Source organism: Phormidium tenue FACHB-1052 (assembly GCF_014696675.1).
In the GTDB taxonomy this organism is placed as follows: domain Bacteria; phylum Cyanobacteriota; class Cyanobacteriia; order Phormidesmidales; family Phormidesmidaceae; genus Nodosilinea; species Nodosilinea tenuis_A.
This window is the reverse complement of record NZ_JACJQN010000015.1, coordinates 147,595-172,842: the sequence shown is the minus strand read 5'-3', so window position 1 is coordinate 172,842 and position 25,248 is coordinate 147,595. Positions and strand designations below refer to the sequence as shown.

Here is a 25,248-nt window from a genome sequence, read left to right as displayed (position 1 = left end):
TGTGGCCTAGCGTTTTTTGGAATTCCAAAAAACGCTAGGCCACAACCGTTATACCCCTATAAAGCATTCTTATATCTCTATTGCTTATACCTTTATACCCTTTTGCGTGATCCCCATTATGCGATCGCGATCCTCCGAAACCCCTGAAACCCTTGTAAATAAAGGCTTTTAGCTGTTCTGTCTCTTGCTGCGATCGCCAGCGATCCCCGACTTACATAAAAAATCCCTATCCATTTGACTGCTAATATATTAATATTCCATATGTCCAACTGTGTACAAGGCAGAGACATAAGAGATTTATATCAATCAGTTTGCACGGTTTTTCAATGCTTTCAGCCTCTCGAAAGCGCGATCGCTCCCTGTGTCGCTGGCTTTTATATTCTTCTTTTGACAGTGATACTCATGAGTATTTCTCTGTGAAGCGTTAAAGTCCCTTATTTACAAGGGTTTTGAACTGCAATGGTTTTGAGTGCAAACATCCTGACTGCTATTGCATATTTATTGCAGTCAGGATATTATGGAGTAGTCAGAATTCAATCCCTCCCCATGACCAGAACCACTGCCACCTCTAAGCCCGACGTTAAGCAGCACCTCGCTCTGAGGCTTGACCCCAGAGACTTGCAATACCTCAGCAGCCATCAGCAGCCTCTTCAACCTCCTGCTGAAACCGTCAACGGCTTCTCCATCGAATAGCGCTATACGCCTGCCCTCAGCGCCATGAGGGCTCCTCACTCCACACTTTGAGGCAATTCCCCATGAACACTCCCCAAGCACTCGTTACCCCCCTGCTGGCCCCCTACGCCACCGCCGCTACCATCCTGGCCACCGCTATCCGCAACACCTGGCAAGTACTGCGAAGCGATCGCGCTATTAACGTCTACCGCACTCTCTCAATCCTGCTCCAGATCGCTGGTTGGCTGGCTTTCCTCGCCTGCCTCTATGCCCTCCAAGCAGGCAAGGCCGCTCGTCGCTTCTACGAGGCCGAATGGGCCGCCGAAGCCTACGCACTGGCTCTACGCATTGACAATGCGATCGCCCCCCTCGATGGCGGCGCTACCCTGCCCCAGGCCGATGAACGGCACCAAGATTCTCCCAGCAACCCTGCGCCCGATCGCGTCGTTGCTTTCTCCGACCATGCAATCGCCATCCACCCCGACCAGGTGCAGACCGTCCTCAACAGCACCGGCACCGCAACCAACAAACTCCGCACCCTCGCCAACCTCGTCAACCTCCAATGGCGGCACTCCAGAGGAAAGGGCAAGCACATGAGCAACAGCGACATCCGCTCAGCCCTAGCATCCGTCCTCCCCGCTGACCTTCTCGCACAGCTTTCCTAGCCGTCTCGCCCTGGGGGTAGGGCAAAACACACCCCAAAGGCCATTGCGATCGCAACCCCTCGACTCGCTACAGCACCTTGCGATCGCAGCCTCCCCAACCGCTACAGAGACAGCCGATACCCCTATCACCGAAACACCATGAACACCTCCTTTGAAGCGACGAACAGCCAATACTACGCCCTAGAAAAGGCCAGAGAGAGCTTTGGGCGGCAGTGGAAGGCCAAGCTGAGAGTCTGTTGGGAAACCGGTGTCTACCCCCGTTCCCTGTGCCAGTACAAGCCCGAACTACAACACGTCAGGAATGGCGGCGGGCCTAACTGGTTGACCCAGTTCAGATTCGACGGCTAATCCCCGGAGGGCTGCTGTAAACCCCTCCGGCAGGGTGCGATCGCATCTTCCCCCGACACCACCCCTAGCACCTCTGAACTGAAGGAGGGCCAAGCCGACAAGGCGTTGCGATCGCATAGGGGAGAGCGGCCCCTGCTGGTGGCCAGGGCACGGCGGGCCGGTGGTGACGGGGGCCAGGGGGCCTCCCGCTACACACCCCTCGCTGAGGCCGCTGACGCAGGAGTTGATGATGATGCCGGGGGCGATCGCACGGGGGGACTTTCGACAAGCGCTTAAGTTCATCTGTACTATACTGCTCTAACGAGTTCCACTCCAAGGTTCAAATCCTTAGCACACGCGGCTTTTACAGGTGCTCTACCGCTGTTGCGCTGAAGGACGTTTTGTTGTGTTTATCGTCACTGTCCCCGCTGGGTTCCCCTCCCCGGCGGAAGATTATACTGAGGGGCCTCTCGACCTAAACCGTTACCTCATCCACCATCCTGCCGCGACCTTCTTCGTGCGGGTCAAGGGCGACTCGATGATCGGGGCGGGTATCTTCTGCGGTGACCTGCTGATTGTGGATCGGGCGCTGATGCCTAACCACGGCAATGTGGTTATTGCTGTGGTCAACGGCGACCTGACGGTGAAGCGTTTTCATCAAGAGGCCGGGCAGATCCTGCTGATGCCTGAGAATCCAGACTATGACCCTATCGTGATTGACCCCGATACTGACTTTTCCATCTGGGGCGTGGTCACTAGGGCCATTCACTTCCTGAGGGGCTCATGATCGCTTTGACAGACGCGAATAATTTCTATGTGTCCTGTGAGCGGGTGTTTAGTCCCAATCTGGAGGGTAAGCCGGTGGTGGTGCTCTCGAACAACGATGCTTGCGTGGTGGCCCGCTCTAATGAGGTCAAAGCTCTGGGGGTGAAGATGGGCACACCGCTGTTTGAACTGCGATCGCTTATTCAAGAGCACCAGATTCAGGTGTTTTCCAGCAACTACGCGCTCTATGGCGACCTGTCGCGACGGGTGATGGAGGTGCTTGGACAGTTTACCTCCGAGGTTGAGGTGTACTCCATTGACGAGGCGTTCTTGGGTCTCGCAGGACAGTCCTGTGAGATAGTGGCCCACCACATACGACTGACGGTGAAGCAGTGGACGGGCATTCCGGTTTCGGTCGGGGTGGCCACGACCAAAACGCTGGCCAAGATCGCCAATCATCAGGCTAATCAGCAGGGTGGTGTCTGTGTGCTGCAAGAGCCTGAGCCGGTGCTGGCTCAATTGCCGGTGTCGGACGTGTGGGGCATTGGGCGGCGGCTGACTCAACGTCTGGAGACTCACGGCATTACTACGGCCCTGCACCTGCAACAGGCTGACCTGGCTCTGGTTCGGCAGCTGCTGGGCATCGTTGGGGTCAGGACTGTTCTAGAGCTGCGCGGTTTGGCCTGCCTGCCCCTGGAGCTATGTCCTCAACCGCGTAAGAGCTGTTGTGTCTCTCGCGGCTTTGGGCGGCCTGTGGCGTCTCTGGCGGAGCTGAAGCAGGCGATCGCTTCCTATTCAGCTACAGCAGCGGCTAAGCTCAGGCGCGATCACCGGGTGGCTCAGACCATGCAGGTGTTCATCACCACCAACCGCTTTCACCCCCAGGAGCCGCAGTATGCCAATTCAGAGACGTTGGTGTTGCCTGACCCCACTAATGACACTCTGACGATCGTACAGGCAGCGCTGGGGGCCACTGAGCGGTTATATCGGCCTGGGTACTGCTATCACAAGGCGGGGGTGATGCTGTTGGATCTCAGCGACGGGGCGATCGCGCAGGGCAGTTTGTTTGTGGATGAGACGAAGAGAGAAAGGGCGGGGCGGTTGATGGTGGCGGTGGATTCGCTCAATCGACAGTTTGGGGCCGGAACCGTGCATTGGGCCGCTGAGGGCTTACAGCAGGGGTGGAAGATGCGGGCGGAATGGCGATCGCCCAGGTTCACAACTCGGTGGGATGAACTAGTGGTGGTGAGGTAGATGGCGGGGATTGAGGGCGATGGCCCCTTGGGCCGGTCTTTGACCATCGCAACATTGTTGCCGATGTAATTCGCCTGACCTGGGGGAATTTGAGCCGTAAAAAGCCCCCGGCACAGACCAGGGGCTGAGGTGAAATTCTATGGGGCTATTCTACCCATCACCCATGGCCATGTCCTCCTCCAGTCCGATCCACTCCTAATCCTCACCTAGCAAAAACCCCAGGTTGACCGATATAGATTTATTGACTGCTATAATTAAACCTTGTAGATGATGCCGCTCACTAACGTACCGTTCCGACAACAGCTATGGCCTCTCTATCCCAAACCTTCGACACCACCCGAGCCGAAATCATCGCGGCGATGGAGGCGCGCATTGAGAAGGGCGATCGCACGAAGTTGACCAAGAAAGAACTGGAGGAGTTGATCTCGATCCTCGTCGCCAAGCTGGTGGAGATGAATACCCTCGGTACCGACACCAAGGCGGCAATCGATCGTCTCTGTGCAGCAGAGCAGGCGCTTTTGGAGCGGGCTTATCCCCGTAGCAGTATCAATTCGGTCTATTTCCCTCGCTACACAAAAGCTATAAAAGCTGCGATTGAGGCGGGACGCATTACCCTCAATGGCAAAAATTCGTACCCTCGACGGTGGACGAAGCGCAATCCGCTGCCAGGGGAGCCCAGCAGTGGCTCTGAGGAACGACACTACGCTTTAGACGGGTTCACCTACCCGATTGAGGTGCAGTCGCAGCTCAGAGCCGCTACCACCCAAAATGCCAATGCTCGTCAGGACGATCGCCAACCGGTTGATCTCGATGCCTATATGGGCAAAATCAACGTTCTATTGGCCTCCAATGACCCCATCGACTTGATCATCGCGATCGCTGCCGTCACCGGAAGGCGGCACACAGAGGTCGTTAGCCTCGGGCAGCTTCAACCCCATGTGGGCGAGATGGCGCAGCTCATTCCCCAGGGCCATCCCTACCTGCTGCACTTTACCGGGCAGCAGAAGGCCGCGAAGCCTGCCTACGATTTGCTGACCCTGGTGCCTGCCCAGGATGTCTTGCTGGCGATTGAAAAACTCAGGGCCACCGCTGACATTCATGACCTGGATGGGGTCGCCTCGGAGGATCCCAGGATGGAGGCGCTGAACGCTCGGGTGAATCGTCGGGTGGTCAAGGTGCTCGGTGAGGTGCTGCCGACACCTCAAGGGTTTACCAATATCTCGATCCATCGCTGCCGCGCGGTCTATGTGCCGATCGCGCTCCACTACTTCTGCCCTCCCAATATGGCGGAACAGCGCCTGGCTCAGCATCTCCTCGGCCATGTGCTACTCGATGACACGACTACGGGTAATGCGTCGGTGACGGGGCATTACTACCAGTATTATTTGACTCGTAATGGGAAGCCACTCACGGCACGGGGGGTGAAGCTAGCGGCGAGTGGCCCCATTCCTCTGCCGCCTGATGAGCTGGATGCACCTATTGAACAACCTTTTACAGACACCGAAGGAGCACTGATTGTGGCTGATTCTCTTCCTGCAAAAACAACGTCTAGTCCGCAGGTGAATGGGGCTGGGGAGGGTGACCCGGTGTGGGCGACGATCTCTTCTCAGGCGGCGACGATCTCGACTCAGGCCCAAACCATCTCGGCTCAGGCGGCAACCATCGATCGCCTCGCTCGCTCTGGCGGCGGGCAGGGTGACGACTCGGAATTCAAGGCGTTGAAGGTTGAACATGCACGACTGGTGGCAATGCTGGATGAGTTGAGGGCGATCGCTGATGACCCTAATCAGCTCCAGGCTGCGCAGCGCTTCTTTGCTTTCAACTTTGACCGGGAAGGCGATGCGCTCGATGGCGAGGGGAGTGTGCCAGCGGCGGCACCCGTGGCACCGGCTGCGCCTAGAGCAGCTCGGGATGAGGATGAGGATGAGGACAATGGCCACGACAAGGCGCAAGGCACGAAACCCTATCAGCGCGGGGTGCGGCTCCTTGAACTCGCTCAGCTGTGGGCTCAGGAACATCCTGATGCGACGGTTAAGTTCTCCGGGGCCTTACTCAAGGCAGTGGGGGTTCATGCGGCGGCGATTAAAGCCATCACCACTGACCTTGAGGATGACATTGAGGCCTTCAACAGGTCTCTGGGTGATGATTCCCTCAAAACCCACAACAAGGGGAAAACCGAGCCTTTCCTCAAATTCGCTAAAGATAAACTTCAATCAGAAGGGCTATATCAACCTAGAAGCTAAGACGGAACGGAATAAAGGCTCGCTATCCAATCAGGCGTCGTCTTCATTGCCCTCATCGTCAAGTTTAACCAAGTGAATGTGTTTATAGCCCAGCTTAATTTTGAACTCATCGCCCGTCTTCAGACCCATCTCTTGCGTATAGGCCGCACCAATCACAATCTGTCCATTCTTGTGGACAGTTAGGGTGTAAGATGCTTCCCGACCCCGGCCATCTGCACTCTTTTGGGGTTCAAGCTGAATGCCTTTGGCCGCTAGTAACGCATCGTAGAACTCGGCTAGAGCGACACGGGTCTGTCCATCTTTGCTGACGGTGCAATACCCACATTCCCGAGCTAGTTCTCGCTTGCTCAGGCCATCATTCTCTTTCACCTTGGCCAGAAGCGCTTTGCCTGTCAGTGCTTCTCTTTCTTGTACTGCCATATCTTAGAACGCCCAAAAAATATAGGTCAAAATGCTAAACAATCCACAAGAAAATTATTCTAGAGTTGCTTAAAATTCCTTTCCTACTTTATCTAAAAATTTGAATAAAGGACAGAGACTTTCATCTGATTTCCACATATGATATAGATCGCAAATGCCTCCAGAAATCGTCTTGCTGACTCAATTGATCGGCTCATCCTCTACTATCCCCAGCCAAATTTCAATTCGCTCTAGACGGCGATCTACCGTTCCGCCACTGGCGCGGACTTCGGTAAGGGCTGACTGAAACCCGCTGCCTTGGAAAATCAGGTACTGAAGCACTCCCATCACCGCTGTACCCATCAACAACCACACCACCGCCGCTCTCCATTGCGCGAGTTCAGTCCAAATCGACGTTCCGCTTCCGCTTCTTTGGCTGGAGCTGCGCTGAATCGAGCGACGCAGCGCCTGCAAATCCGCCTTGACCTCGGTTGTGATCTGCGGAGCGTTCACCTGGCTCCCGAGTTTCTCCAGTTCCGATATCAAGTTGGGCAGCGATGTGGCTAAGGTCGTGAAGGGCCCTTCCGCCCGCTTCAACATCACTTCTGATGACACCAAGTATTGACTGAACCTGACCAAGTGTTCTCCGAGTGTCCTGTAGCCGCTGCTCACCTCCGCTGTCTCTTGGGTGCGCACCTCCAGCAGCCGCGATAGGCTTTGGGTGATCTCCTGCCATTGGTCTAAACTCACACGAATGTGGGCAACGTCCTGCTGGTGAACTCGCTCTAGGGCCTCCATCCGCAGCAGCAGCTCATGCAGAACGGTTTCAATGCTGGCAATATCCTCAACGCTTAGCGCTCCCATTTACGCCACTCCTGCTACAGGAACCGGTAGCCCGAGAAACTGTCCGGCTGTCTCTATTTGGGCACTACCACGTCGAACAAACGACCGCGCCAGCAGCTTATCGCCTAAGGGCAGGCTGTCGAGTGCAGTAAATGCGGTGTAGTTGGCTTGCATGGCCTTAAAGGTGGTATCAGCCAATCGTGGCAGCTCAATCTCGACTCCCCCATACTTCTTGACTCGCTTTCGTTCCTTTGACTCGTCCCATAACGAGAATGAGTCTTTCTGGCCGTCAGCAGCAAAATACTGGTTCTTAACCACCACCCAGCGAACTGCGTCGCCGCAGAAGTCTAGCATTCGGCTAATCGACTCTATCGGCGCGTAGCTGGTGCTAATCACGCTAATGATCGTCACGCCATATCCCATCTCTCCACAGGCTGGGATCAGGTCAAAGACATCAATTTGCTCCCGTAATCGGGTGCTTGAGGCAGCGGGCATATCCAAAATCACCACGTCAGCGGGGCAACGACGGGCCAACGCTGGAAGCCGACTAGCAACTGAAGTCGCTACCTCACCCGACAGCATTGTCACCAAGTTTTTACCGCCATCCAACGACAGGCAATCCATCGTCGGCACCGCAAAGCGCTCTGGGTCGGCGTGGAACGATGAAAATTCTGGGTTCTCTTGATCTGAGTCAATACCAATTACTTTCGACCCAGTTTGATCTAAGGTCGCGTAGAGCAACCGGGCAAACAGTGTTTTACCCGTTCCACCCTTCGCACCATTAATGATATTGACAGTTTTATTCGCCATGGGACAATCCCTCTAAACGGCACGTTGAACATCTAGCTTTGTCTAACCATCCCAGTGAGTGGGTGGTCTAATACCAGGTCGTCGTGGCACCTGAAACCCCGAATCTCTTCCATTAGCCGCTTTTTTTCGGCCTCTACCGGGGGTGGGAGTTGAATCTTTTGGCATGACAGCAGTAGCCTGTGATTTACCCTCATCAGCACCAACCTCCTCACCTACCTCAACAGGCTCAACCTCAATCGACGTCCTGTCTACATTAGACTTACTCTTACTCTTGCTCTTCTTCTTTTTCTTGCTGCTAGAGCTAGCCTTAATTGCATAGTAGTAACACCTCAGAGTAGATGAACTAATAGAAATTTTTTGACCTGTAACAGCCTCAAATGAACTCATCACTTGCTTTGCAGTAACAGCCCAATCCTTCTCTTTTGCCCTAAAAAGGGTAATCGAATCAAAACATGAATTAACAACATCATAGGCCGTTATAGACTCACTTCTGACTATTGACACCTGCGGAGAATGGGCAGCAATATGATCGCTGATTTTGTCTCCAAGAGACTTGTCTATAGACATAAAGAACTACCTTAGATTACTTGAGAATCATTCAAGCTTCCTATCGACTCTCCTAGTCTTTCCCTATTGACTCCTCTTATCGACTCTCCCAGACCTCTCCCATCGACTCCGTTTAAACTTCTCTTATTGACTTTCTTGGACTCCTCCTAGACTTTTCATGTTGACTCCTCTTATAGACTCTCCTATTGACTTCTCCTATCGACTTTTCTAGATTTTTCTCATTGACGCCTCTTATTGACTCTCCCTTAGACTTCTCTTATTGAATTTCTCTAGACTTTCACATTAACTCCTCTTATCGATTCCCCTATCGACCTTCATAGACTTCTTTTATAGACTTTTTCATTGACTCCCTCTAGGCTTCTACTGTCGACTTTTCTAGACTTTTTTAAGGTCTTCTTATCGACTCTCATGACAGCATTTTTTCTTTGGCAAGTTGTGGCTACCCTAGCACCTTGTCATTGACTTATACTGGCAACTACAACAGAGAAGTTTTCCTATATTCTTCCTGCTTACGACCTGGGGGCCACCCCTCTAAAGTCACCTTGGATAGTAGCTTTCGAATATCTCCCCCATGTCGCAAATCGACCTTTTGGGGCAAAGAATTGTTAAGCATTTCCTGAGTCAATCATGACTACCTCACGTAATACCCGCATCGTGGTCAACGTTTCTGAGGCTGAGGCTAGAGCCATTCAGCGGGCGGCCAATCCAGCACACCCGGCCACCTTCCTCCGCAACCTGGGACTATGCCCGCCACCGGCTACGGTCACGCATCGAGAGGTGTATGCCCATCTCAGCCAGTGGAATCAAAAAGTGGATGACCTGGGGCGACGTTACGCCACGGCAGCACCCCCCTCTCTACTCCAAGAATTGAGAGACCTGCGGCAGTCGATCTTAGAAACACAGCGCAGCTTAATCACACCTGTCCCCGAGGGCGATCATGCTGATCAAGATCGTTAAAGGCAGCAACGCCCACGGGCTCTGTTCTTATCTACTGAACCCGGCCAAGCAAACGGCAGTCAGTAGCGTTAACCCAATCATTGCCACCAATATGGCGTGGAGTAATCCAGAGGGCTTGGCTCATGAATTTGACTGGGTAACCTCTCGCCCTCGGCAACGTCTTGTGAAGCACACCATCGCTCACCTGATGGTTAGCCTCTCACCAGGAGAGCACGTTGCTCCAACTCAGATGGCTGACATCTCCCTGAAAATTTTAGACAGCATGGGCTACGGGGATTGCCCTTTCTTTGTCACCCAGCATCATGACAAAGCGTCTGCTAATGGGGTGCAGCATTGGCACATTGCTACCACCACCATTGATGTAGAAGGTGCTTGGGTCAAGGACAGCTTTAGCAAACTCAAACTTCAACATCTGGCTCGACAGCTAGAGCACGATATGGCCCTCACGCCCCTCTCTATTGCCCCACCAAGCCAGCGCCATAATCTCACCACTGGCGAATATCGACGCAAAGAACGCACCGGAGAAACGTTGCCAAAAGAAACGCTTTGGGATGAGATTGACCGTGCTACAAATGACAATCCTACGTTGTCTATGCTGGTAACCCGGCTCAAATCTAGCGGGATTGAGGTTCACCTGCGCCAAGCTTCAGACCCTGGGGATGGGCCTGCCTTTATCGGTATTTCCTATGCTGTTGATGGCCATTCGTTTGCCGGTCGCCGTCTGGGGCCTGCTTACTCTATCAACGGTCTTCAGAAGCACCGACAGATTGAGTATCGTCCTGACCAAGATGCCGTGCTGACTCAATTAATGGCGATGAATCAGGCCCAGTGTCAGCAGCATCTCACCGATTATGAGGCGCTTCAGCAGCTTTGGAGGGAACGCTACGCGCTTTATGCCAGAGCCGTCCAAGGCGGCTCTGGTGAGCCCCAGGGGGGACAATTAGATGTCGCTGTTGCCCGGCTTGCTGTCTCAGATGGAGAACCCACAAAAGACGTTGTGGGCATCCTCCGGCAGGGGCCAACGGCGCAAGCCCAACGCCTGAACCAGGGGCACTATGCAGCGCTGGAGTACTGCCAAGCCATCGCTCATCCACTGTCCCACCGCCAGAGTGTCCCCGGTCTTCAGTCAACACGAAAATCTCTAGAAATTGAGCTTTAGCTAAAGCTTCGATGGCTGCCAGTACGCTGCCGAGCTTTCCCATTCCGAGACTTTGGCCATGAGCACTTATACTCTGTGCCAGTTGCGCTCAAAAGTGGACTAGCTTTAGACTAGACTGCCTTGTGCCAGTTGTCTCAATGCCTGGTTTTCCCGTTCTTCCTAAACGTTGCAGCTAAAGCTCTCGATTGGCCTGGATGCCTTGCGTAGAAAGAACTTTCGCATAAGATGCAGCTGCGGAGGGGTTGCGGCGCGGAGCAGCTATCCAGACATATACAAAGGAACTAAATTGTCCCAAATCTCAGCTGCGCCGCTTTAGGGCCTGATAACCCATCCTATTATCGTCCGAATTGCATCAACGGCCACGTTGAAGCGTTGTAAACTCTTCGCTGCATCCTTCTACAGGCTCGAAGGCAATGGGGAGAACGCCTAGGGAAACGGCATGGATCGCTCGCCCATGGAGCAATTGAGCCTAGCCTATCGCTGGTGCAGCTGCTGATCTCGGCTGGGGGCAGGAGGGGCTTGCCAACGATCCATCACATCTTTGACCAGCACTTCTTGCAGCCAAATCTGCACCACGATCAGTAGTGGAACCGCCAAAAATAGCCCCAGCAACCCAAACAATGACGCAAATACTACGACCGAAAGCAGCGTAAACAGGGGCATGAGGGATACAGCCCGTTTCATGAGTATCGGCATTAAAGCCAGGCTTTCAAACTGCTGGATCAAGAAGTACAGGATCAGCACGGCAAACCCTTTCCAGGGAGCATCTAGCAGGGCTAGTAGGATCGGTGGAACAGCACTAATAATGGGACCGACGTTAGGAACAATCTCTAGCAGCCCGGCGAGAATAGCGTTGACCAGGGGCAGCGGTACCCCCAAAATTAGCAGCCCAATGTAACTCAGGGTACCAATCGTAACCATGCCCGCCAGGGTGCCTTGAAACCAGCCCACTAGGGAATGTTCGCACTTGTTTAAAATCTCGTTCACGCGATCGCGGTAAAAGACAGGAAAGGCAGCGATGACGGTGCGCCGGTAGGAGCCAGGATTGACTAGCAGCATGACGGTAGCCGCTAGCACGAGAAATAGGTTGACTACCGCATTGATCGACGAGTTGAGGATGAGGAAAAAATTGCCAAATGTGCTAGATATCAGCGCCTGGACTTGATCTAGCAGGCGGTCTACCCCCTGGTTTTCTCCTAGAGCCATGCCAGGAATGCGGCCCTGAAACCATTCGTAACTGGTACTTAGGCGTTCGAGTGCCGCTGGCAGTAGCCCACTCAAATTTTGAAGTTGGTCAATAAATCGGGGCAGAATAATGGCAAAGAGGCCAAAGACGGTAAGCAACAGTAGGGCAATGGTGATCGCGATCGCAAGTCCCCGTTTAATTCGCAGCCGCCGTAAGACTCGCACCACCCGGTTTAACACGGTCGCTATCACGACTGCTGCAAACAATAGCAGCAGCACCTGACGAATTTCCCAAAGAAAATAGATAGAGACCCCCAAAGCCAGCAGGCCGACCCATTTTCCTAGCTGCATAGGTCTGTCTCCAGTAGTCCATAGGTGAGGCTTGTGAGCTACCTCGGATGACAAGTCACTACCCCCCTAAACGGTGCTCACTTGGCCGATAGTAAGCGGTTTGAGTCAGCCTCGCTTCTGTTTAAGGGAACAGTTGTGGAGCATCAATCTGTAGCTTTTGCTCGTTTTGGCCCGTGCGATCGCGGCTGGATTTAGAGGGTTGGTCATGCTGAGTTTTTCAGCGTTGCTGATTTTAGGTATGAACCGGTTGTTGTAGCTACTGGAAGCTCGTTCAAATTTCTGCAAGTCATATCGCTATTCAGCAACGCCTAAAAAGAGCTGGCCTACTGAAGGATCTCCCCAAGGGCACCTGCCTAGGCATGGTCAGCGTTAGCACCGACATTTTGCGGGCAGCGGTGATTAGCTACAGCCTGCGGGGCGACGAATTTTTGCTGATGTCGGCCCAAACCGATGAATCCTACAAGCTCAACGCTGTGAGCCACGGCGCTCGGACCATTGTGGTGTTTGACGAGGCAAGCTTGCCCGTGGTGAAGGATGCGATCGCCACTGCCCGCGAAGATCTGATTTGTCCGCCCAATCTGGTGGTCTGCGACAACTACATCGGCGAAAAATCTATTCTCTTGCTCAAGCGCGAGTTAGGGCTAGACTAACGATCGAGGTACGGCTCCCTGCTGCCCCCAGGCTGAAAACATTTATGAGTCAAGATCGCAAAAGCCTGAAGCCTATTGAAGGTGCCAATCGTGCCCTGCGCCGCCGGCTGAATCTGAGGGGAGAACTCGCCCTAGCGATCGCCCCAACGGCGGTGGTTTTAGCAGTTTTAGCCCTGGTCGAAGCGCTCAGCCAGCAGCGGCTGCTGTTTGCCTCCTTGGCCTCCAGCGCCTTTTTGATCTACCTTGACCCGCAGCACGGCACTAACTCGGTGCGCACGCTACTGATCTCGCAGCTGATGGCGGCGGGCTTGGGCTTTATCACCTACACAATGGTAGGACCGGGCTACCTGTCGGGCGGCTTGGCAATGGTGATCACCATCGTGTTGATGATTGTGCTGGACGTGGTTCACCCGCCTGCGGTGGCGACATCGTTGAGCTTTGCGCTGCGATCGGGCGATCAGAGCAACCTGCTTTTGTTTGCCCTGGCGGTGGGCATTACCGCCACGCTGGTCATGCTCGAAAAGCTGTCATTGTGGGTGCTGGCCCGCCACAGTTCTTAGAGTGTCATCGACCCCGATTGTTTGGGATGCTGCCACCTTGCTTAGCTGTCTTGTCGGGTAAACGGTCAAGGTTCTAGGTTTCAGGTTTATGGACTGCCTTGAACCTTGAACCCGATTAACCTATCCCCTTTGGTCTAGTAGACTACTGGTCCTTCAGGCGATGTTATGGCCGCCACCCATACCGAGGATAGAGAGCGTGTTGAAACGATTTCTACCCGTGGATTGCCATGCGCCAACTGTTGATTCAAGTGCCCTGGGGCAGCGGACAGATTGTGCTGCAAAAGGCCCAAGCTTGCCAAGGCACCAACCTGGCTCAGTGGCAGACTATGGGTGATACCCCCCAGGATATGGTGCTGGTGCATGTCTCCAATCAGCAGGTAGAGCCGCTGCTAGAGGCGCTTCAAGACCTATCCGACCTAAAGATTACGCTGGTGCCCACCGGGGTAATGGCCTTGCATCCCCCAGCCGATCAGGCAGCGGAGCAGGTCACTCAGGTGGAGGAGCGCAGCCCGATCGAGATTTTTTTGGCCGGGTTGCAGAGTGTGGGCTCGTGGAAGGGGTTTTTGGGCTATGCCGCGATCGCAGGCGTCATTGTTTGGATTGGGCTGTTTACCAACACCAACTACCTGCTGGTAGCGGCGATGCTAATTGCCCCCTTTGCTGGGCCAGCCATGAATACAGCGATCGCTTCGGCTCGGGGCGATCGCCACTTAATGGGTCGCAGTGTGCTGCGCTACTTCACTGCCCTTCTGCTCACGATTGGGGTAGCGGCCCTGCTCAGCCTGGTGTTTCGGCAGCAGATTGCTACACCGTCGATGCTCGATAACAGTCAGGTTTCTGTGGTGGCAGTGCTGCTGCCCCTGGCAGCGGGGGCAGCGGGGGCCGTCAACCTGGTGCAGTCGGAGCGCAGCAGTCTGGTTTCGGGCACAGCTACTGGCATGCTGGTGGCGGCCTCGCTGGCTCCTCCAGCGGGCATTATCGGCATGTCGATGGCCATTGGCCGCTGGGATCTGGTCGTCAATGGGGTGTTTTTGCTGCTGTTACAGCTCAGTGGCATCAACCTGTCAGCGGCGATTTTGTTTCGCAGCTTTGGGCTATCGACTAAGGGTGCGCGCTATCGGCGGGGGCAGCGCGGGGTGTTTCCGGTGGCGCTGGGGGTGAGTGCGATCGCGATCGCCGCCCTGCTCACCTGGCAGTTGTCAAACCCGCCCAGTTTAGAGCGCTCCAGTCGCGCCCAGCGGGTCAATGCCGAAGTGCAAACTGTCATTCAGCGGTTTCCCCAGGTCAAGTTGGTGGAGTCGACGGCGCGGTTTACGCGATCCACCATCGCGGGCCAAAACACGCTGCTGTCGGAGATTTATGTGCAGCGCCAGCCCGGCCATGATGATTCCGACGCAGTAATTCAAGCGGAGTTAACTCAGGCGATTCAGGCTCACCTGCTCGACCTGGAGTTTAATGTGACGCCGCTAGTCAGCATCAGCGTTTTAGAAGCCCCACCTTCAAAAAATGATTCACCAGGGCTATAACCCACTAGAGATAAAGGTTAAAGCTGCCACTTGTCTATAGGCTGGCAGAGATATTATGTGCTAATTCTTGATGAATTTTGACTATTCTCCCATTTGGGGAAAGTTCAGGCGATGGCCGACGGTTTTCTGGCGTTACTGCCGATTATTGTTTTGGCTATTGTCCTAAGCTGCGTCTGATAAAGCGTGAAACCTGCTACCTGAGAGTATAGGTAAATCGCTCAATGTAAATTGTCTTACCAGCGATCCAGTGCCATCTACGATGTGCACATTTTGGTAGACTTCGCAAGTACCGATATAGATGAATAAATGACCTACCGTTTTATAGATAACTGTAGCTTCAAAAATAATTAGAACAAGTGTGAACGGAATTCCCAGAGTGGAATCCACAAGCTACCGCTTGAACAATACTCCGGCCAGGAACCTTCTATTCCCTGATGTATGAGAAGAATAATCTCATATGGCAGTTGTTCACGGTAGTTGTACTGAAGAATTTGGAGCCTATTATGGCTAAGCTAACAACCAACAAAAGACAAAATAAACTTTTTCAAAGCACTCTTGCAATCGGTCTAATTGCCGGGTTAGTGGGCGCTTGTGGTACCCAAGACGCACCCGTAACTCAGACTCCTTCTGGTACAACCAATGTGCAAGCTGACGATGTTGCTGACGACGCTGAGAATTATATTGGCCAAGTCGTTACCGTTCGGAGTGAACCTCTGGAAGTTGTGGGCGATAGCTCCTTCACCATCGGTGATGAACAGTTTTTTGGCACCGAACCCATTCTAGTGATCAATACTTCGGGTGAACCTCTGCTGCTGCCAAAAGACGGTGTTGAGGTGCAGGTTACTGGGGAAGTTCGCAACTTTGTGATTGCAGACGTTGAACGAGAGTTTGGTCTAACCCTAGACCAAACTCTTTATGTAGATTATGAAGAGCAACCTGCCATCATTGCTCAATCTATTGCGTTGGCCCCTGACCCAGGCGAAATTACCAGCAATCCTGAACAATACTATGGCGAAACACTAGCCGTTACTGGTGAAGTCGAAGATATTCAGAGTGGTTTTGCCTTTTCGCTGGATGAAGAGCAGCTGATAGGGGCAGAAGATTTACTGGTTATCTATGCCCCACCTACGGGCACCGATCAATCTGAGGCTCAGGCCCCGCCTGTTGCCGTGACCGATGGTGAAAAGGTTGCGGTTACCGGCACACTACGTGCCTTTGTGGTCAGCGAGTTTGAGCGCGACTATGACATGGGATGGGATCTAGAACTGCAGGAACAGCTAGAAGCCGAATACAGCAACAAGCCGGTACTAGTGGCGACTGACGTTTATGCCTCGGCTATCCCCGAAGACTGATGGAATCAGCTAGCAACAGCGAGACACGACAGTCTTACTTAGGCCATTATCTAGTCCACATCTGATCCTTGGTGGGTGAGCGCAGCCGCCCCCAAGGATTGCTAGGTCGACATGGCAAGAACGCGCCTGAAACCATCGCCTCGCCCTCGTCCTGCCGTTTTGTCGGCGCCCTAAGAGCAACGTACACCATGAGTGGTTCTCAACCAGCGCGATCGCCCAATCAAACCAGTACCAAACAAACCAGCGCTAATCAGTCTCAGCAGATACCTCAATCACCGGAGGGCAAAGACTGGCTCAAATGGCTTGGCCCCAGTTTTATCTGGATGCTGTCGGCAGCTGGTTCAGGGGAGTTACTTTTTACCCCACGAATTGCGGCTCTCTATGGCTACGCCCTGCTGTGGGCACTGGTGGCGGCGGTTGTGCTTAAGTGGTTTATCAACCGTGAAGTTGGGCGCTTTACCGTTTGCACAGGCATAACCATTTTAGAAGGTTTCAAACGGTTACCCGGCCCTAAAAACTGGGCGATCTGGCTAATTTTAGTGCCCCAGTTTGTGGTGGCTATCTCAACCGTGGCGGGCATGGCTGGCGCGGCGGCCACGGCCCTAATCCTCATGACCGGTGGCACTGTTCAGATGTGGACGGTGATTATCGTCTTAGTCACGGCCGCCATTGTATTTTTGGGACAGTACGACGGTGTCGAAACCGTTTCGTCTTATATCGGCATTGGTCGCACACTGGCCGTTGTGGCAGCGGCCATTTTTGTTTTTCCCAATCTAGGCAGCCTCAGCAGTGGGCTAGTGCCGCAGATTCCAAGCGAGGTTCAATACCAAGAAGTTTTGCCCTGGCTGGGGTTTATGCTGGCAGGGGCCGCTGGGCTAATGTGGTACTCCTACTGGGTAGGGGCTAGGGGGTATGGCGCGGCAACCGCCCACCGAGATACTCCGGTTGACTTTGAGCAAATCGATGACGACCAACAGCAACGACTGCGGGGCTGGCTCAAGCTAATGACGTTTTCTAATACGCTGGCTGTAATTGGAGCTTTGCTGGCTGCGCTGGCCTTTTTAATTTTAGGGGCCGAGCTATTGCAGCCCCAAGGGTTAGTGCCCCAAGAAAACCAGGTTGCCGAAACCTTAGGTAGTCTCCTGGGCAACCTGTGGGGACCGTTTGGCTTTTGGTTTATGGTGGCGATTGTCTTTGTCACCTTTTGCAGTACAGCTATGTCGGTGCAGGACGGGTTTGGCCGCATGTTTGCCGACGGCACCCAAATTTTGGTGCAAGGTTTTGGCGGTAGCGGTCGGTGGGCCAACGAAAATTTTCTCCGCAAATTCTATATTGTTACGCTGCTGGCCGGTCTTCCCATTGCCGTTTACCTGAGATTTGGCGAACCCGTCGCTTTGCTAAAAATGGCGGGAGGCATTGAAGCCGCTCACATTCCAGTTATAACTGGACTCACCCTCTACATTAATCACCGCATGTTGCCGCGATCGCTGAAGCCTTCTGCGCTGACTTTTTGGGCAACAGTGCTGGCCGGCGTCTTTTTTGCGGTCTTTGCTGTAATCTATCTTGTCCAGCTAATGAGTGGGGGCGAGTAGTCCGTATCTGTTGCACTCCATCCCCTTGTCAGATCTCATCTGCCAGTGGAAACTCTGTCATTGAGAAGTGTTGGGGCTGGTTGAAAAGCCAGATTCGAAAGGCTCTTCCCCATCGTCGTGGGGAAGGCTGCCATTGAGGTCGTTCTCAAGCAAGCTGCGTTTTAACCTGAGTGGCTGTAGCTGCTGTAGCTATAGCACTCAAACCCAATAACAACTCTATTTTTAGCGCGGTTTCTATGCTATAGGTACGTTGCCACCCGTTAAGAAATGATGGGCTACCTATGAGGAGCAAACAGTGTTTGCCCTGCTCAATCTGGGTTGTCTAGGCTGGATCTAGTATTACTGCGATCGCGGTAACCGGCTAAAACCGCGACTCATACTCAACCGTGAAAATGTTGTCCCCGGCAAAGTTGGTGGTACCTCTAGCCCGAATCTGGTCGGTGATGCTGTAGGACAACCCATACTAAGGCGATTTGCTGTTGCCAACTCGTTTCAATGCAGTCTCTAAGGAGTACACGAGCTATTCTCCAAGCTCTTTGGGCAGTACCTCTTTAGCTAGCAAAAAGGTGGCCAGCTGAGATCCTTAGAAGGGAACAGTTGAAGGAGAGATTACCCGATCTTGGTTAGAACTTGAACAACTCGAGTACTGAATTAAGGCTAAGTCATCATTTCCTCGGGGAAGCAATTGCTCCCTGAACTATGACATTCAATTATCGTGATGCAACCCTTGAATCGAGTCGAAAAGAAAGCAATAGAACACGAGCAACAGCAAATCTTGCAGCAACTTGAAGATTGGCTGGAAATGCCAATGCTCGTGTTGAGTTTTACTTGGCTCGGTCTATTTGTGGTGGAACTGATTTGGGAACGAGTTCCTCTTTTAGATGCAGTTGGCATCCTCATTTGGGGCGTGTTTATTCTGGAATTTATTCTTAGAATATCGCTTGCCCCCCGCAAGGCTGCTTATCTTAAAACAAATTGGATTTCAGCTATTGCATTACTTTTACCCGCCTTGCGCGTGTTGCGGTTTATGCGTGTGATGCGAATCTTACAAACCACGCGAGCAGTTCGAGGTTTGCGGCTGTTACGTGTGATGACTCGCACCAATCGCAGTATGCGATCACTCTCAGCCACCTTTGCGCGGCGTGGCTTTGGCTATGTGGTGATGATGACAGCAATTATCACACTGGTTGGAGCTGCGGGAATGTATGCGTTTGAGCAAGATGCTCCAGATTTGCCGGGATTTGATAGCTACGGCACTGCACTTTGGTGGACAGCAATGCTGATGACCACAATGGGCTCAGACTACTTTCCCAAAACGGTAGAAGGTCGCATCCTCTGCTTTCTGCTGGCGCTGTATGCATTTGCCGTATTCGGTTATGTAACAGCAACGTTAGCTACGTTCTTTATCGGACAAGATGCTGACGATGACGAAGCAGAGATTGTCGGAGCAAAATCGATCGATGCCCTAAGAGACGAAATTACAGCTCTGCGAACTGAGATTCAAAGCTTGAGGCAGGAGAATTAACAACCTCAGAGAGAAGTTGGTCTTCCTGACTTCTACTAATATACAAGTGCTTTCTATGACAGTTGGGTGATGAGTGAAGAAATGTCAACTCTCCTAGACAGGATGCAGGCAATAGTGAATGGCATCATCATTTTGTTGCCAAACGTAGTGCTGGCATTAATTGTCTTTGCGATCTTTTTCTTCGTTGCTAGAGCGATCAAGAAAATAGTTAGAAACTTAACGCGCGATCGCCGTCAAGCTCGCAACTTGGGAATGGTGCTGGGACGGTTGGCACAAGGCACAACTATTTTAGTGGGCTTGTTCATTGCGCTGATTATCGTGATTCCATCGCTTAAAGCCAGTGACTTAGTGCAGCTACTTGGAATCAGTGGTGTCGCGATCGGCTTTGCGTTTCGAGATATTTTGCAAAACTTTCTAGCGGGTATTTTAATACTGCTGACTGAACCCTTTCAAATCGACGATCAAATCGTGTTTAAAGATTTTGAAGGTACTGTAGAGAATATTGAAACTCGTGCCACCACCATTAGAACTTATGATGGACGGCGAATTGTAATCCCAAATTCTGAGTTGTTTACAAATTCTGTCACAGTCAATACTGCGTTTGAAAATCGCCGCCTAGAGTACGATATTGGCATTGGTTACGGTGATGACATTGACGAAGCACGACGGCTCATTCTAGAGGCAATGCATGAAACAGGCGGGGTATTAAAAACTCCTACTCCTGATGCGATTGTGGTTGAATTAGCAGGCAGCACTGTTAATATTCGCGCTCGCTGGTGGGTGCAACCCCCTCGTCGTGCAGATGTGCTAGACCTACAAGATCGAGTGTTGACTAACATTAAAAATAAGCTAACAGCAAATGGTATTGATTTGCCCTTCCCGACACAGCAAATCCTATTTCATGACCAGACTGAAGCAACGGATGGCGATCGAGCTGGTCAACGCGAAGGCTGGCCCGCCGGGAAAGGTCAAGTGCCACAGCCACGCAGCATTAGTAGATCGCTCAATCGCCTTGCCGAGCTTAAAATTCAAGGAAATGGGTCAAGCCGCACGAAGACTGCTCCACCAGCAGAGGAATAGCAAATGGGAACCAAGTTTGGCAAGCTTTTGGACTCATTGCACTCTAGCTTCTGGTTCATCCCGACCCTAATGGTTGTGCTAGCGATTGGGCTTTCATTAATCACTATTGGCATTGACCAAAAGCTAGAAGCCGACATTATTAGTAATTTAGGTTGGGCGTATGCACTGGGTCCCAATGGTTCACGAGCCATTCTCTCTGCGATTGCAGGTTCAATGGTGACTGTTGCCACGACTGCATTCTCTATCACCATTGTGGCGCTTCAGCTAGCGTCTTCGCAGTTTGGTCCGCGCCTGCTGCGTAACTTTATGCAAGATACCGGTAACCAAATTGTACTAGGAACTTTCATCTCCACCTTTGTTTACAGTCTAATGGTGCTCCGAACCATCAACGGTGTTGCCGAGAATGAGTTTGTGCCACATATTGCAGTCACCTGCGGGATTGGACTGGCGATCGCCAGTATTGGCGTTCTAATCTACTTTATTCACCATTCCGCTACTTCCATCCAGGTTGATCATGTCATTTCTAGGGTGGGATGTGAGCTAGATGAAGTAATTGATCGGCTCTTTCCCCAACAGGTAGGACGCGGCACATCGGAGCATCGGGCAGAACCGCTTTCCTCAGAGATTCCACCTAATTTTGATCACGAGGCAACTGCCATTCAAGCGACTAGCAGTAACTATGTGCAAGCAATTGATACAAAGCAGCTAATGCAAATTGCAACAGAAACCAATATCCTGCTTCAGCTTCAGCGTCGTCCTGGAGACTTTGTGGTTAAGGGAAGTCCACTGGCACTTGCTTATCCGGCAGAATCGGGTAGCAAAAAGCTAGTTAAACAAATCAATGGTGCCTTTGTCTTAGGTTCGCAGCGCACCGATCAGCAAGATGTTGAGTTTTCGATTAACCAACTGGTTGAGATTGCAGTCCGTGCCCTCTCACCCGGCATTAATGACCCGTTCACAGCCATTCGCTGTATTGATCAACTCAGCGCGGCGCTTTGTCACTTGGCACAAAAAGAGATTCCCTCTGCCTATCGTTATGATGACCAAGATAAGCTGCGCGTCATTGCAGCACCCGTAACGTTTGCAGATGTTACGGATGCTGCTTTTAATCAGATTCGGCAGTATGGGCAAACAAGCGTAGCAGTCACGATGCGGTTGCTAGAAGCGATCGCCGTCATTGCCCTTTTTACCTATACCAAAGCTGACCGAGCTGCACTGTTGCGTCATGCCAATATGATTGAGCACGGCAGCCAGGAAGGAATCCCCGAAGAGTTAGATCGCCAGGACGTCAAAGAGCGTTATCTAGCCGCCGTGAAAGCGATTAGGCAAGCTTGATATATGGAGAAAAGATAGTGTCTATCAACTGGAAAGGGTACCGCTTTGCTGCCTGGATCGGGCAAACGCTACTTGGAATCGCTGTTCTTACCACTACTATTCAGGGAAAATGGCAAGATGCGATCGCCCTAGCTCTTTTTCTAATCGTCTCTCTTGTGTTTGTGGTGAAAGATGACAGACTACCAACCCTGTTTGATTTTCTGTTTGTCCTCGCAGCTTTACTCAACGCCGGAGGTTGGGTGTGGGGATGGTTTTATGCCCCTGGACTTTATGACGAGCTAGTTCATGGGTTCACCATGTTTTCAATTACACTAGCTCTGAGTTTTTTGGTGTACGGTCCCATGCTACCGATTTTTCGTCAACACAAACTGCTATATCTAGTAGCAATTACTAGCTTTGGTATTGCAATCGGAGCTTTGTGGGAAATCGCTGAATGGTTAGCAGGTAAGATTTTGGCAGTCGATGTGATTGGCAACGTCGATGATACGGTCACTGACATGATCATGGACACATTAGGATCAGGATTGGCAGCCATTACCAGCCTTTGGGCATTGCAAAAGTGGACAGATTTAAGTGTAGAGAAAGAGGCAGGAAGAAGTCATTTGAGTCATCATAAATAACGAGTTAATAGTCACTTTGTGATTAACATTGATACTGTTGAGAGAAAACAATGAAACACATATTTTCTATTTTTTTGACCGCTGTTCTAGTTAATATATTTGGTCTATTGCCAAGTTCGCCAGCAACCGCTCAATCTGGCTACTGCGCTGATCCGGGCCCAATTTCAGCGGCTGAAACTACCCGAGAATTGGAGCTACCCCAGTTTGGCGTGACACTCACAATTCCTTCTAATTTCAGAGCAATTCTTCGCAATAACGGCGCAGTTGAGATTGTAAATCCTGGAACTTATCAAGTTCTTACCTGTGTTGCCCAAGGTGGACAAGCATTAGGGCGGGGATATGCCTCCATCATTGTTCGCTCAGTCAATAATTCTGAGAATCTTGAGTTGCAGAAATTCGTTGAGCAGAATACCCACTTTCAAGGGCAGATTTCTCCTTACGCTTTAGACGATCAACTAGGATATTTAGTGCAATCACGCTCAGATAGCAGCGCTCAATTCTGGCTACAATTAGTAGATCGCTCAGACGTTGTTGTAATTTCAGCAGGCTGTAGCTGTAGAGGGATGCGCGAGCACTTAATTTCAATTTTAGATCAGTCTAGCCTGACTACGTCCAGATAACTCTTTATCTCCAGAGAATGCCTTCCCGTTAAATAAGCAGACTCCAAGTTTTTAGAAGCAATTGTGGTTATGTTGCTCGCTGCGATTGCCGATCGGATCACGAGTCTGCTAATCGTTTTGGGCTTAGTACTTTTAACAGCAAAACCTGGGCGAGAACAAGACAATTTACGTCTCAAGGTAGATGTCAGTGAACCCTGGCTTTGAGATTCTGGATGTGCAATGTAACTGTTTATACTAGTGCCACATGTTTTGCTGATAGACGACGAAGCCCCACTCTGTGAAAGTCTTGCTTACTCACTGAGAAAAGAAGGTTATGAGGTCACTACAGCATCAGATGGACAAAGCGCAATCAAACAATTCCATAAACAAGTACCCGATGTCATTCTGCTCGATCTGATGATGCCAGAAGTTGATGGCATGGAAGTTTGTTGGCGTATTCGAGCTTTTTCTGATGTCCCTATTCTGATGCTAACGGCTAAAGACCAAGACATCGATAAGGTTCGGGGCCTAGAGGCAGGGGCAGATGATTATGTGACCAAACCTTTCAATACGAGTGAGTTGCTCGCACGGATTAAAGCTGTGCTGCGCCGCCATCATGGAGAATCTGCATAAAAGCGGTTAAAGCATCACGCAGGGGGTAATGGCTCGGCTGGCTCAAGCCATAAAAACTGTTGCGCCAGGTTAGATCACTTGCGACAGACGCGCCATTAACCCGAGCCTTATTCGAACCGATGAAACTGTTTCCCCAAGATTCCTTCACGAGCAGATGGTTAGCGTCCCTTCGGTGGAATTCCATCCATATGAAGCTTTTGTCTACCTACCTGCTCCTGATCGTCTCGGGAACCTCGCTCATGTCCGGTTATATCCTGTGGACGTTTTATGCCTTTTTCATGCAGTCTCGTCAGACGGATCTAGAAAACTGGTCAACGGCACTGAGCGAGAGCGTTACAGATGTCCTCGAAGCAAAAGATACGCAAGGGGTGCAGAGCATTGTGCAGCGCTATGGGGCACCTGCCAACATCACACTCCGCGTCTTTGATGCCCAAGGTTCATTGCTAGCTACCTCTGACCCTCAAACGGATCGACAAGTCACCAATTGGCTGTCGATCCCTGGCGTTTCAGAAGCACTACGCGGTCATGAGGCGCAAGGCGTTGCTAAAGGGGTTTTATCAACGAGCGATCGCATCTATATTGCCAAACCGATAACTCACAATGGTCAGTTATTAGGAATATTGCGCATCTCGATTACCTTAGAACAGTTTCAGAAACAGTTTGCCAGCGTGACCTGGACAATTTTAGCCGCCCTTGTCCTTACCATTTTTCTTTGTGCCTTAGTCAGCGATCGCTTAGCTCGAAGTCTCTCTAAACCCATTGAGGTGATGCGAAGCTTTGCGATTCGCGTGGGTGGCGGTCAGTTTGATGACAGACTTACGATTCGTCAAAGCAATGAACTAGACCAGCTGGCGACGGAACTGAATCGCATGAGTGCACGATTGAAATCATTGGATGAGGAGCGCAGAGTTTTTCTCGCTAATGTTTCCCATGAACTGCGAACCCCTGTGAGTAATGTTCAGGTCACTATCGAGGCGTTGGAGCGTGGCGCTGTGGATGAGCTAGAACTGCGCGATCGCTTCTTTCAAACCATCAAAGAGGAGACGAAGCGACTTTCGGGCTTGATTCATGATTTGCTAGACTTGGGACGCTTAGAAGCGGGCATCACGCTATTAGAAATCCAAGCCATTACCATAAAAAGTGTGATTAGCCGTTCGCTCAGAGCCATGGAAGTTCGCATGCAGGCTAAAAACATGACTGTGCAAGTCGATGTTGAGGATCTTCGAGTGATGGGCGATTCGGAACGCTTATTACAGGCGTTTCTAAATCTTCTAGACAATGCAATTAAGTACTCTACCCCCAATGCTTGTATTTTCATTACGGCCTCTCGTAACAAGCAACAGGCCCTGATTTCAATTCAGGACCAGGGAAGTGGCATTCCTGAAATCAATTTACCTCGCGTCTTTGAACAGTTTTACACCACAAGCCACTCTACTAAGCACAGTGGGGTTGGTCTAGGGCTGGCGATCGCCAAACGCATTATTGAAGCCCATGGCGGCAACATTACAGCCAATAGCAAACCTGGTCAAGGGGCTGTATTCACGCTTTCGCTGCCTTTAGAATCATAAGTCGTTGATCC

At 51.7% G+C, this 25,248-nt stretch carries 25 protein-coding genes; 19 read left to right on the top strand and 6 right to left on the bottom strand.

From position 1 onward, the window contains the following. Positions 1–546 precede the first annotated feature (546 nt). A complete protein-coding gene (locus H6G07_RS19690) occupies positions 547–693 on the top strand; it encodes a hypothetical protein (RefSeq protein WP_171973062.1) in 147 nt (48 codons plus the stop codon). A 62-nt stretch (positions 694–755) separates the two neighbouring features. Further along, complete coding sequence (locus H6G07_RS19685; protein ID WP_073609837.1) at positions 756–1,337, top strand: hypothetical protein; 582 nt, start codon at positions 756–758, stop codon at positions 1,335–1,337. A gap of 285 nt (positions 1,338–1,622) precedes the next feature. Here H6G07_RS19685 and H6G07_RS19680 read toward each other — a convergent pair whose 3' ends face one another. Further along, positions 1,623–1,967 carry a hypothetical protein gene (locus tag H6G07_RS19680; RefSeq protein WP_139297121.1) on the bottom strand — a complete coding sequence of 115 codons (345 nt, stop codon included), beginning with the start codon at positions 1,965–1,967 and terminating at the stop codon, positions 1,623–1,625. 103 nt (positions 1,968–2,070) lie between these two features. On the opposite strand from H6G07_RS19680, the gene H6G07_RS19675 reads away from it, so the two are divergent. The 3 genes from H6G07_RS19675 (at position 2,071) to H6G07_RS19665 (ending at position 5,926) form a co-directional block, all read left to right on the top strand. Next, on the top strand, positions 2,071–2,451 hold the full coding sequence (locus H6G07_RS19675; protein WP_199312266.1) for a LexA family protein: 381 nt from the start codon (positions 2,071–2,073) through the stop codon (positions 2,449–2,451). Then, positions 2,448–3,683, top strand: coding sequence for a Y-family DNA polymerase (locus H6G07_RS19670; RefSeq protein ID WP_073609834.1), 1,236 nt, complete (start codon positions 2,448–2,450; stop codon positions 3,681–3,683). Before H6G07_RS19675 ends, H6G07_RS19670 begins: the two co-directional genes overlap by 4 nt. A 305-nt stretch (positions 3,684–3,988) precedes the next feature. Then, positions 3,989–5,926 (top strand): protelomerase family protein, encoded by a 1,938-nt coding sequence (locus H6G07_RS19665; protein ID WP_073609833.1) that lies wholly within the window; start codon positions 3,989–3,991, stop codon positions 5,924–5,926. Positions 5,927–5,956: 30 nt separating this feature from the next. On the opposite strand, the gene H6G07_RS19660 is transcribed toward H6G07_RS19665, so the two are convergent. The 4 genes from H6G07_RS19660 to H6G07_RS19645 form a co-directional block, all read right to left on the bottom strand. Beyond that, on the bottom strand, positions 5,957–6,346 hold the full coding sequence (locus H6G07_RS19660) for an AbrB/MazE/SpoVT family DNA-binding domain-containing protein (RefSeq protein WP_073609832.1): 390 nt from the start codon (positions 6,344–6,346) through the stop codon (positions 5,957–5,959). A 180-nt stretch (positions 6,347–6,526) separates the two neighbouring features. Further along, positions 6,527–7,189, bottom strand: coding sequence for a hypothetical protein (locus H6G07_RS19655; RefSeq protein ID WP_073609831.1), 663 nt, complete (start codon positions 7,187–7,189; stop codon positions 6,527–6,529). Then, the gene (locus H6G07_RS19650) at positions 7,190–7,978 is read right to left on the bottom strand and encodes a nucleotide-binding protein (protein ID WP_073609830.1); all 789 of its coding nucleotides are present in this window, start codon (positions 7,976–7,978) and stop codon (positions 7,190–7,192) included. It lies immediately after the preceding gene. A 42-nt stretch (positions 7,979–8,020) separates the two neighbouring features. Beyond that, positions 8,021–8,545: a hypothetical protein gene (locus H6G07_RS19645; RefSeq protein WP_073609829.1), complete on the bottom strand. Its 525-nt coding sequence runs from the start codon at positions 8,543–8,545 to the stop codon at positions 8,021–8,023. Positions 8,546–9,172: 627 nt separating this feature from the next. On the opposite strand from H6G07_RS19645, the gene H6G07_RS19640 reads away from it, so the two are divergent. Together H6G07_RS19640 and H6G07_RS19635 are read left to right on the top strand one after the other, a co-directional pair. Next, on the top strand, positions 9,173–9,502 hold the full coding sequence (locus H6G07_RS19640; protein ID WP_139297120.1) for a DUF412 domain-containing protein: 330 nt from the start codon (positions 9,173–9,175) through the stop codon (positions 9,500–9,502). Continuing rightward, a complete protein-coding gene (locus H6G07_RS19635) occupies positions 9,483–10,661 on the top strand; it encodes a relaxase/mobilization nuclease domain-containing protein (protein ID WP_073609828.1) in 1,179 nt (392 codons plus the stop codon). Before H6G07_RS19640 ends, H6G07_RS19635 begins: the two co-directional genes overlap by 20 nt. Positions 10,662–11,135: 474 nt before the next feature. Here H6G07_RS19635 and H6G07_RS19630 read toward each other — a convergent pair whose 3' ends face one another. Then, a complete protein-coding gene (locus H6G07_RS19630) occupies positions 11,136–12,197 on the bottom strand; it encodes an AI-2E family transporter (RefSeq protein WP_073609827.1) in 1,062 nt (353 codons plus the stop codon). A 275-nt stretch (positions 12,198–12,472) separates the two neighbouring features. On the opposite strand from H6G07_RS19630, the gene H6G07_RS19625 reads away from it, so the two are divergent. From H6G07_RS19625 to H6G07_RS19570, 12 genes are all read left to right on the top strand, one after another. Then, on the top strand, positions 12,473–12,847 hold the full coding sequence (locus H6G07_RS19625) for a hypothetical protein (RefSeq protein WP_518518784.1): 375 nt from the start codon (positions 12,473–12,475) through the stop codon (positions 12,845–12,847). A gap of 44 nt (positions 12,848–12,891) precedes the next feature. Beyond that, complete coding sequence (locus tag H6G07_RS19620) at positions 12,892–13,407, top strand: HPP family protein (protein WP_073609826.1); 516 nt, start codon at positions 12,892–12,894, stop codon at positions 13,405–13,407. 227 nt (positions 13,408–13,634) lie between these two features. Next, entirely contained in the window at positions 13,635–14,933 is a 1,299-nt protein-coding gene (locus tag H6G07_RS19615; protein WP_073609825.1) for a DUF389 domain-containing protein, read from the top strand. A gap of 503 nt (positions 14,934–15,436) precedes the next feature. Beyond that, entirely contained in the window at positions 15,437–16,285 is an 849-nt protein-coding gene (locus H6G07_RS19610) for a hypothetical protein (protein WP_073609824.1), read from the top strand. A gap of 188 nt (positions 16,286–16,473) precedes the next feature. Then, positions 16,474–17,877: an Nramp family divalent metal transporter gene (locus H6G07_RS19605; protein ID WP_073609823.1), complete on the top strand. Its 1,404-nt coding sequence runs from the start codon at positions 16,474–16,476 to the stop codon at positions 17,875–17,877. Positions 17,878–18,595: 718 nt separating this feature from the next. After that, the gene (locus tag H6G07_RS19600) at positions 18,596–19,402 is read left to right on the top strand and encodes an ion transporter (RefSeq protein ID WP_073609822.1); all 807 of its coding nucleotides are present in this window, start codon (positions 18,596–18,598) and stop codon (positions 19,400–19,402) included. A gap of 69 nt (positions 19,403–19,471) precedes the next feature. Further along, the gene (locus H6G07_RS19595) at positions 19,472–20,482 is read left to right on the top strand and encodes a mechanosensitive ion channel family protein (RefSeq protein ID WP_073609821.1); all 1,011 of its coding nucleotides are present in this window, start codon (positions 19,472–19,474) and stop codon (positions 20,480–20,482) included. Between the two features lie 3 nt (positions 20,483–20,485). Continuing rightward, a complete protein-coding gene (locus H6G07_RS19590; protein ID WP_073609820.1) occupies positions 20,486–21,817 on the top strand; it encodes a DUF2254 domain-containing protein in 1,332 nt (443 codons plus the stop codon). A 17-nt stretch (positions 21,818–21,834) separates the two neighbouring features. Then, positions 21,835–22,437 (top strand): DUF2238 domain-containing protein, encoded by a 603-nt coding sequence (locus H6G07_RS19585; protein WP_244901946.1) that lies wholly within the window; start codon positions 21,835–21,837, stop codon positions 22,435–22,437. Between the two features lie 50 nt (positions 22,438–22,487). Further along, positions 22,488–23,057 carry a hypothetical protein gene (locus H6G07_RS19580; protein ID WP_139297119.1) on the top strand — a complete coding sequence of 190 codons (570 nt, stop codon included), beginning with the start codon at positions 22,488–22,490 and terminating at the stop codon, positions 23,055–23,057. A 249-nt stretch (positions 23,058–23,306) separates the two neighbouring features. After that, complete coding sequence (locus H6G07_RS19575) at positions 23,307–23,669, top strand: response regulator transcription factor (protein WP_242026876.1); 363 nt, start codon at positions 23,307–23,309, stop codon at positions 23,667–23,669. Positions 23,670–23,857: 188 nt separating this feature from the next. Then, positions 23,858–25,237, top strand: a complete 1,380-nt coding sequence (locus H6G07_RS19570; protein WP_242026875.1) for a sensor histidine kinase — start codon at positions 23,858–23,860, stop codon at positions 25,235–25,237. Positions 25,238–25,248 lie beyond the last annotated feature (11 nt).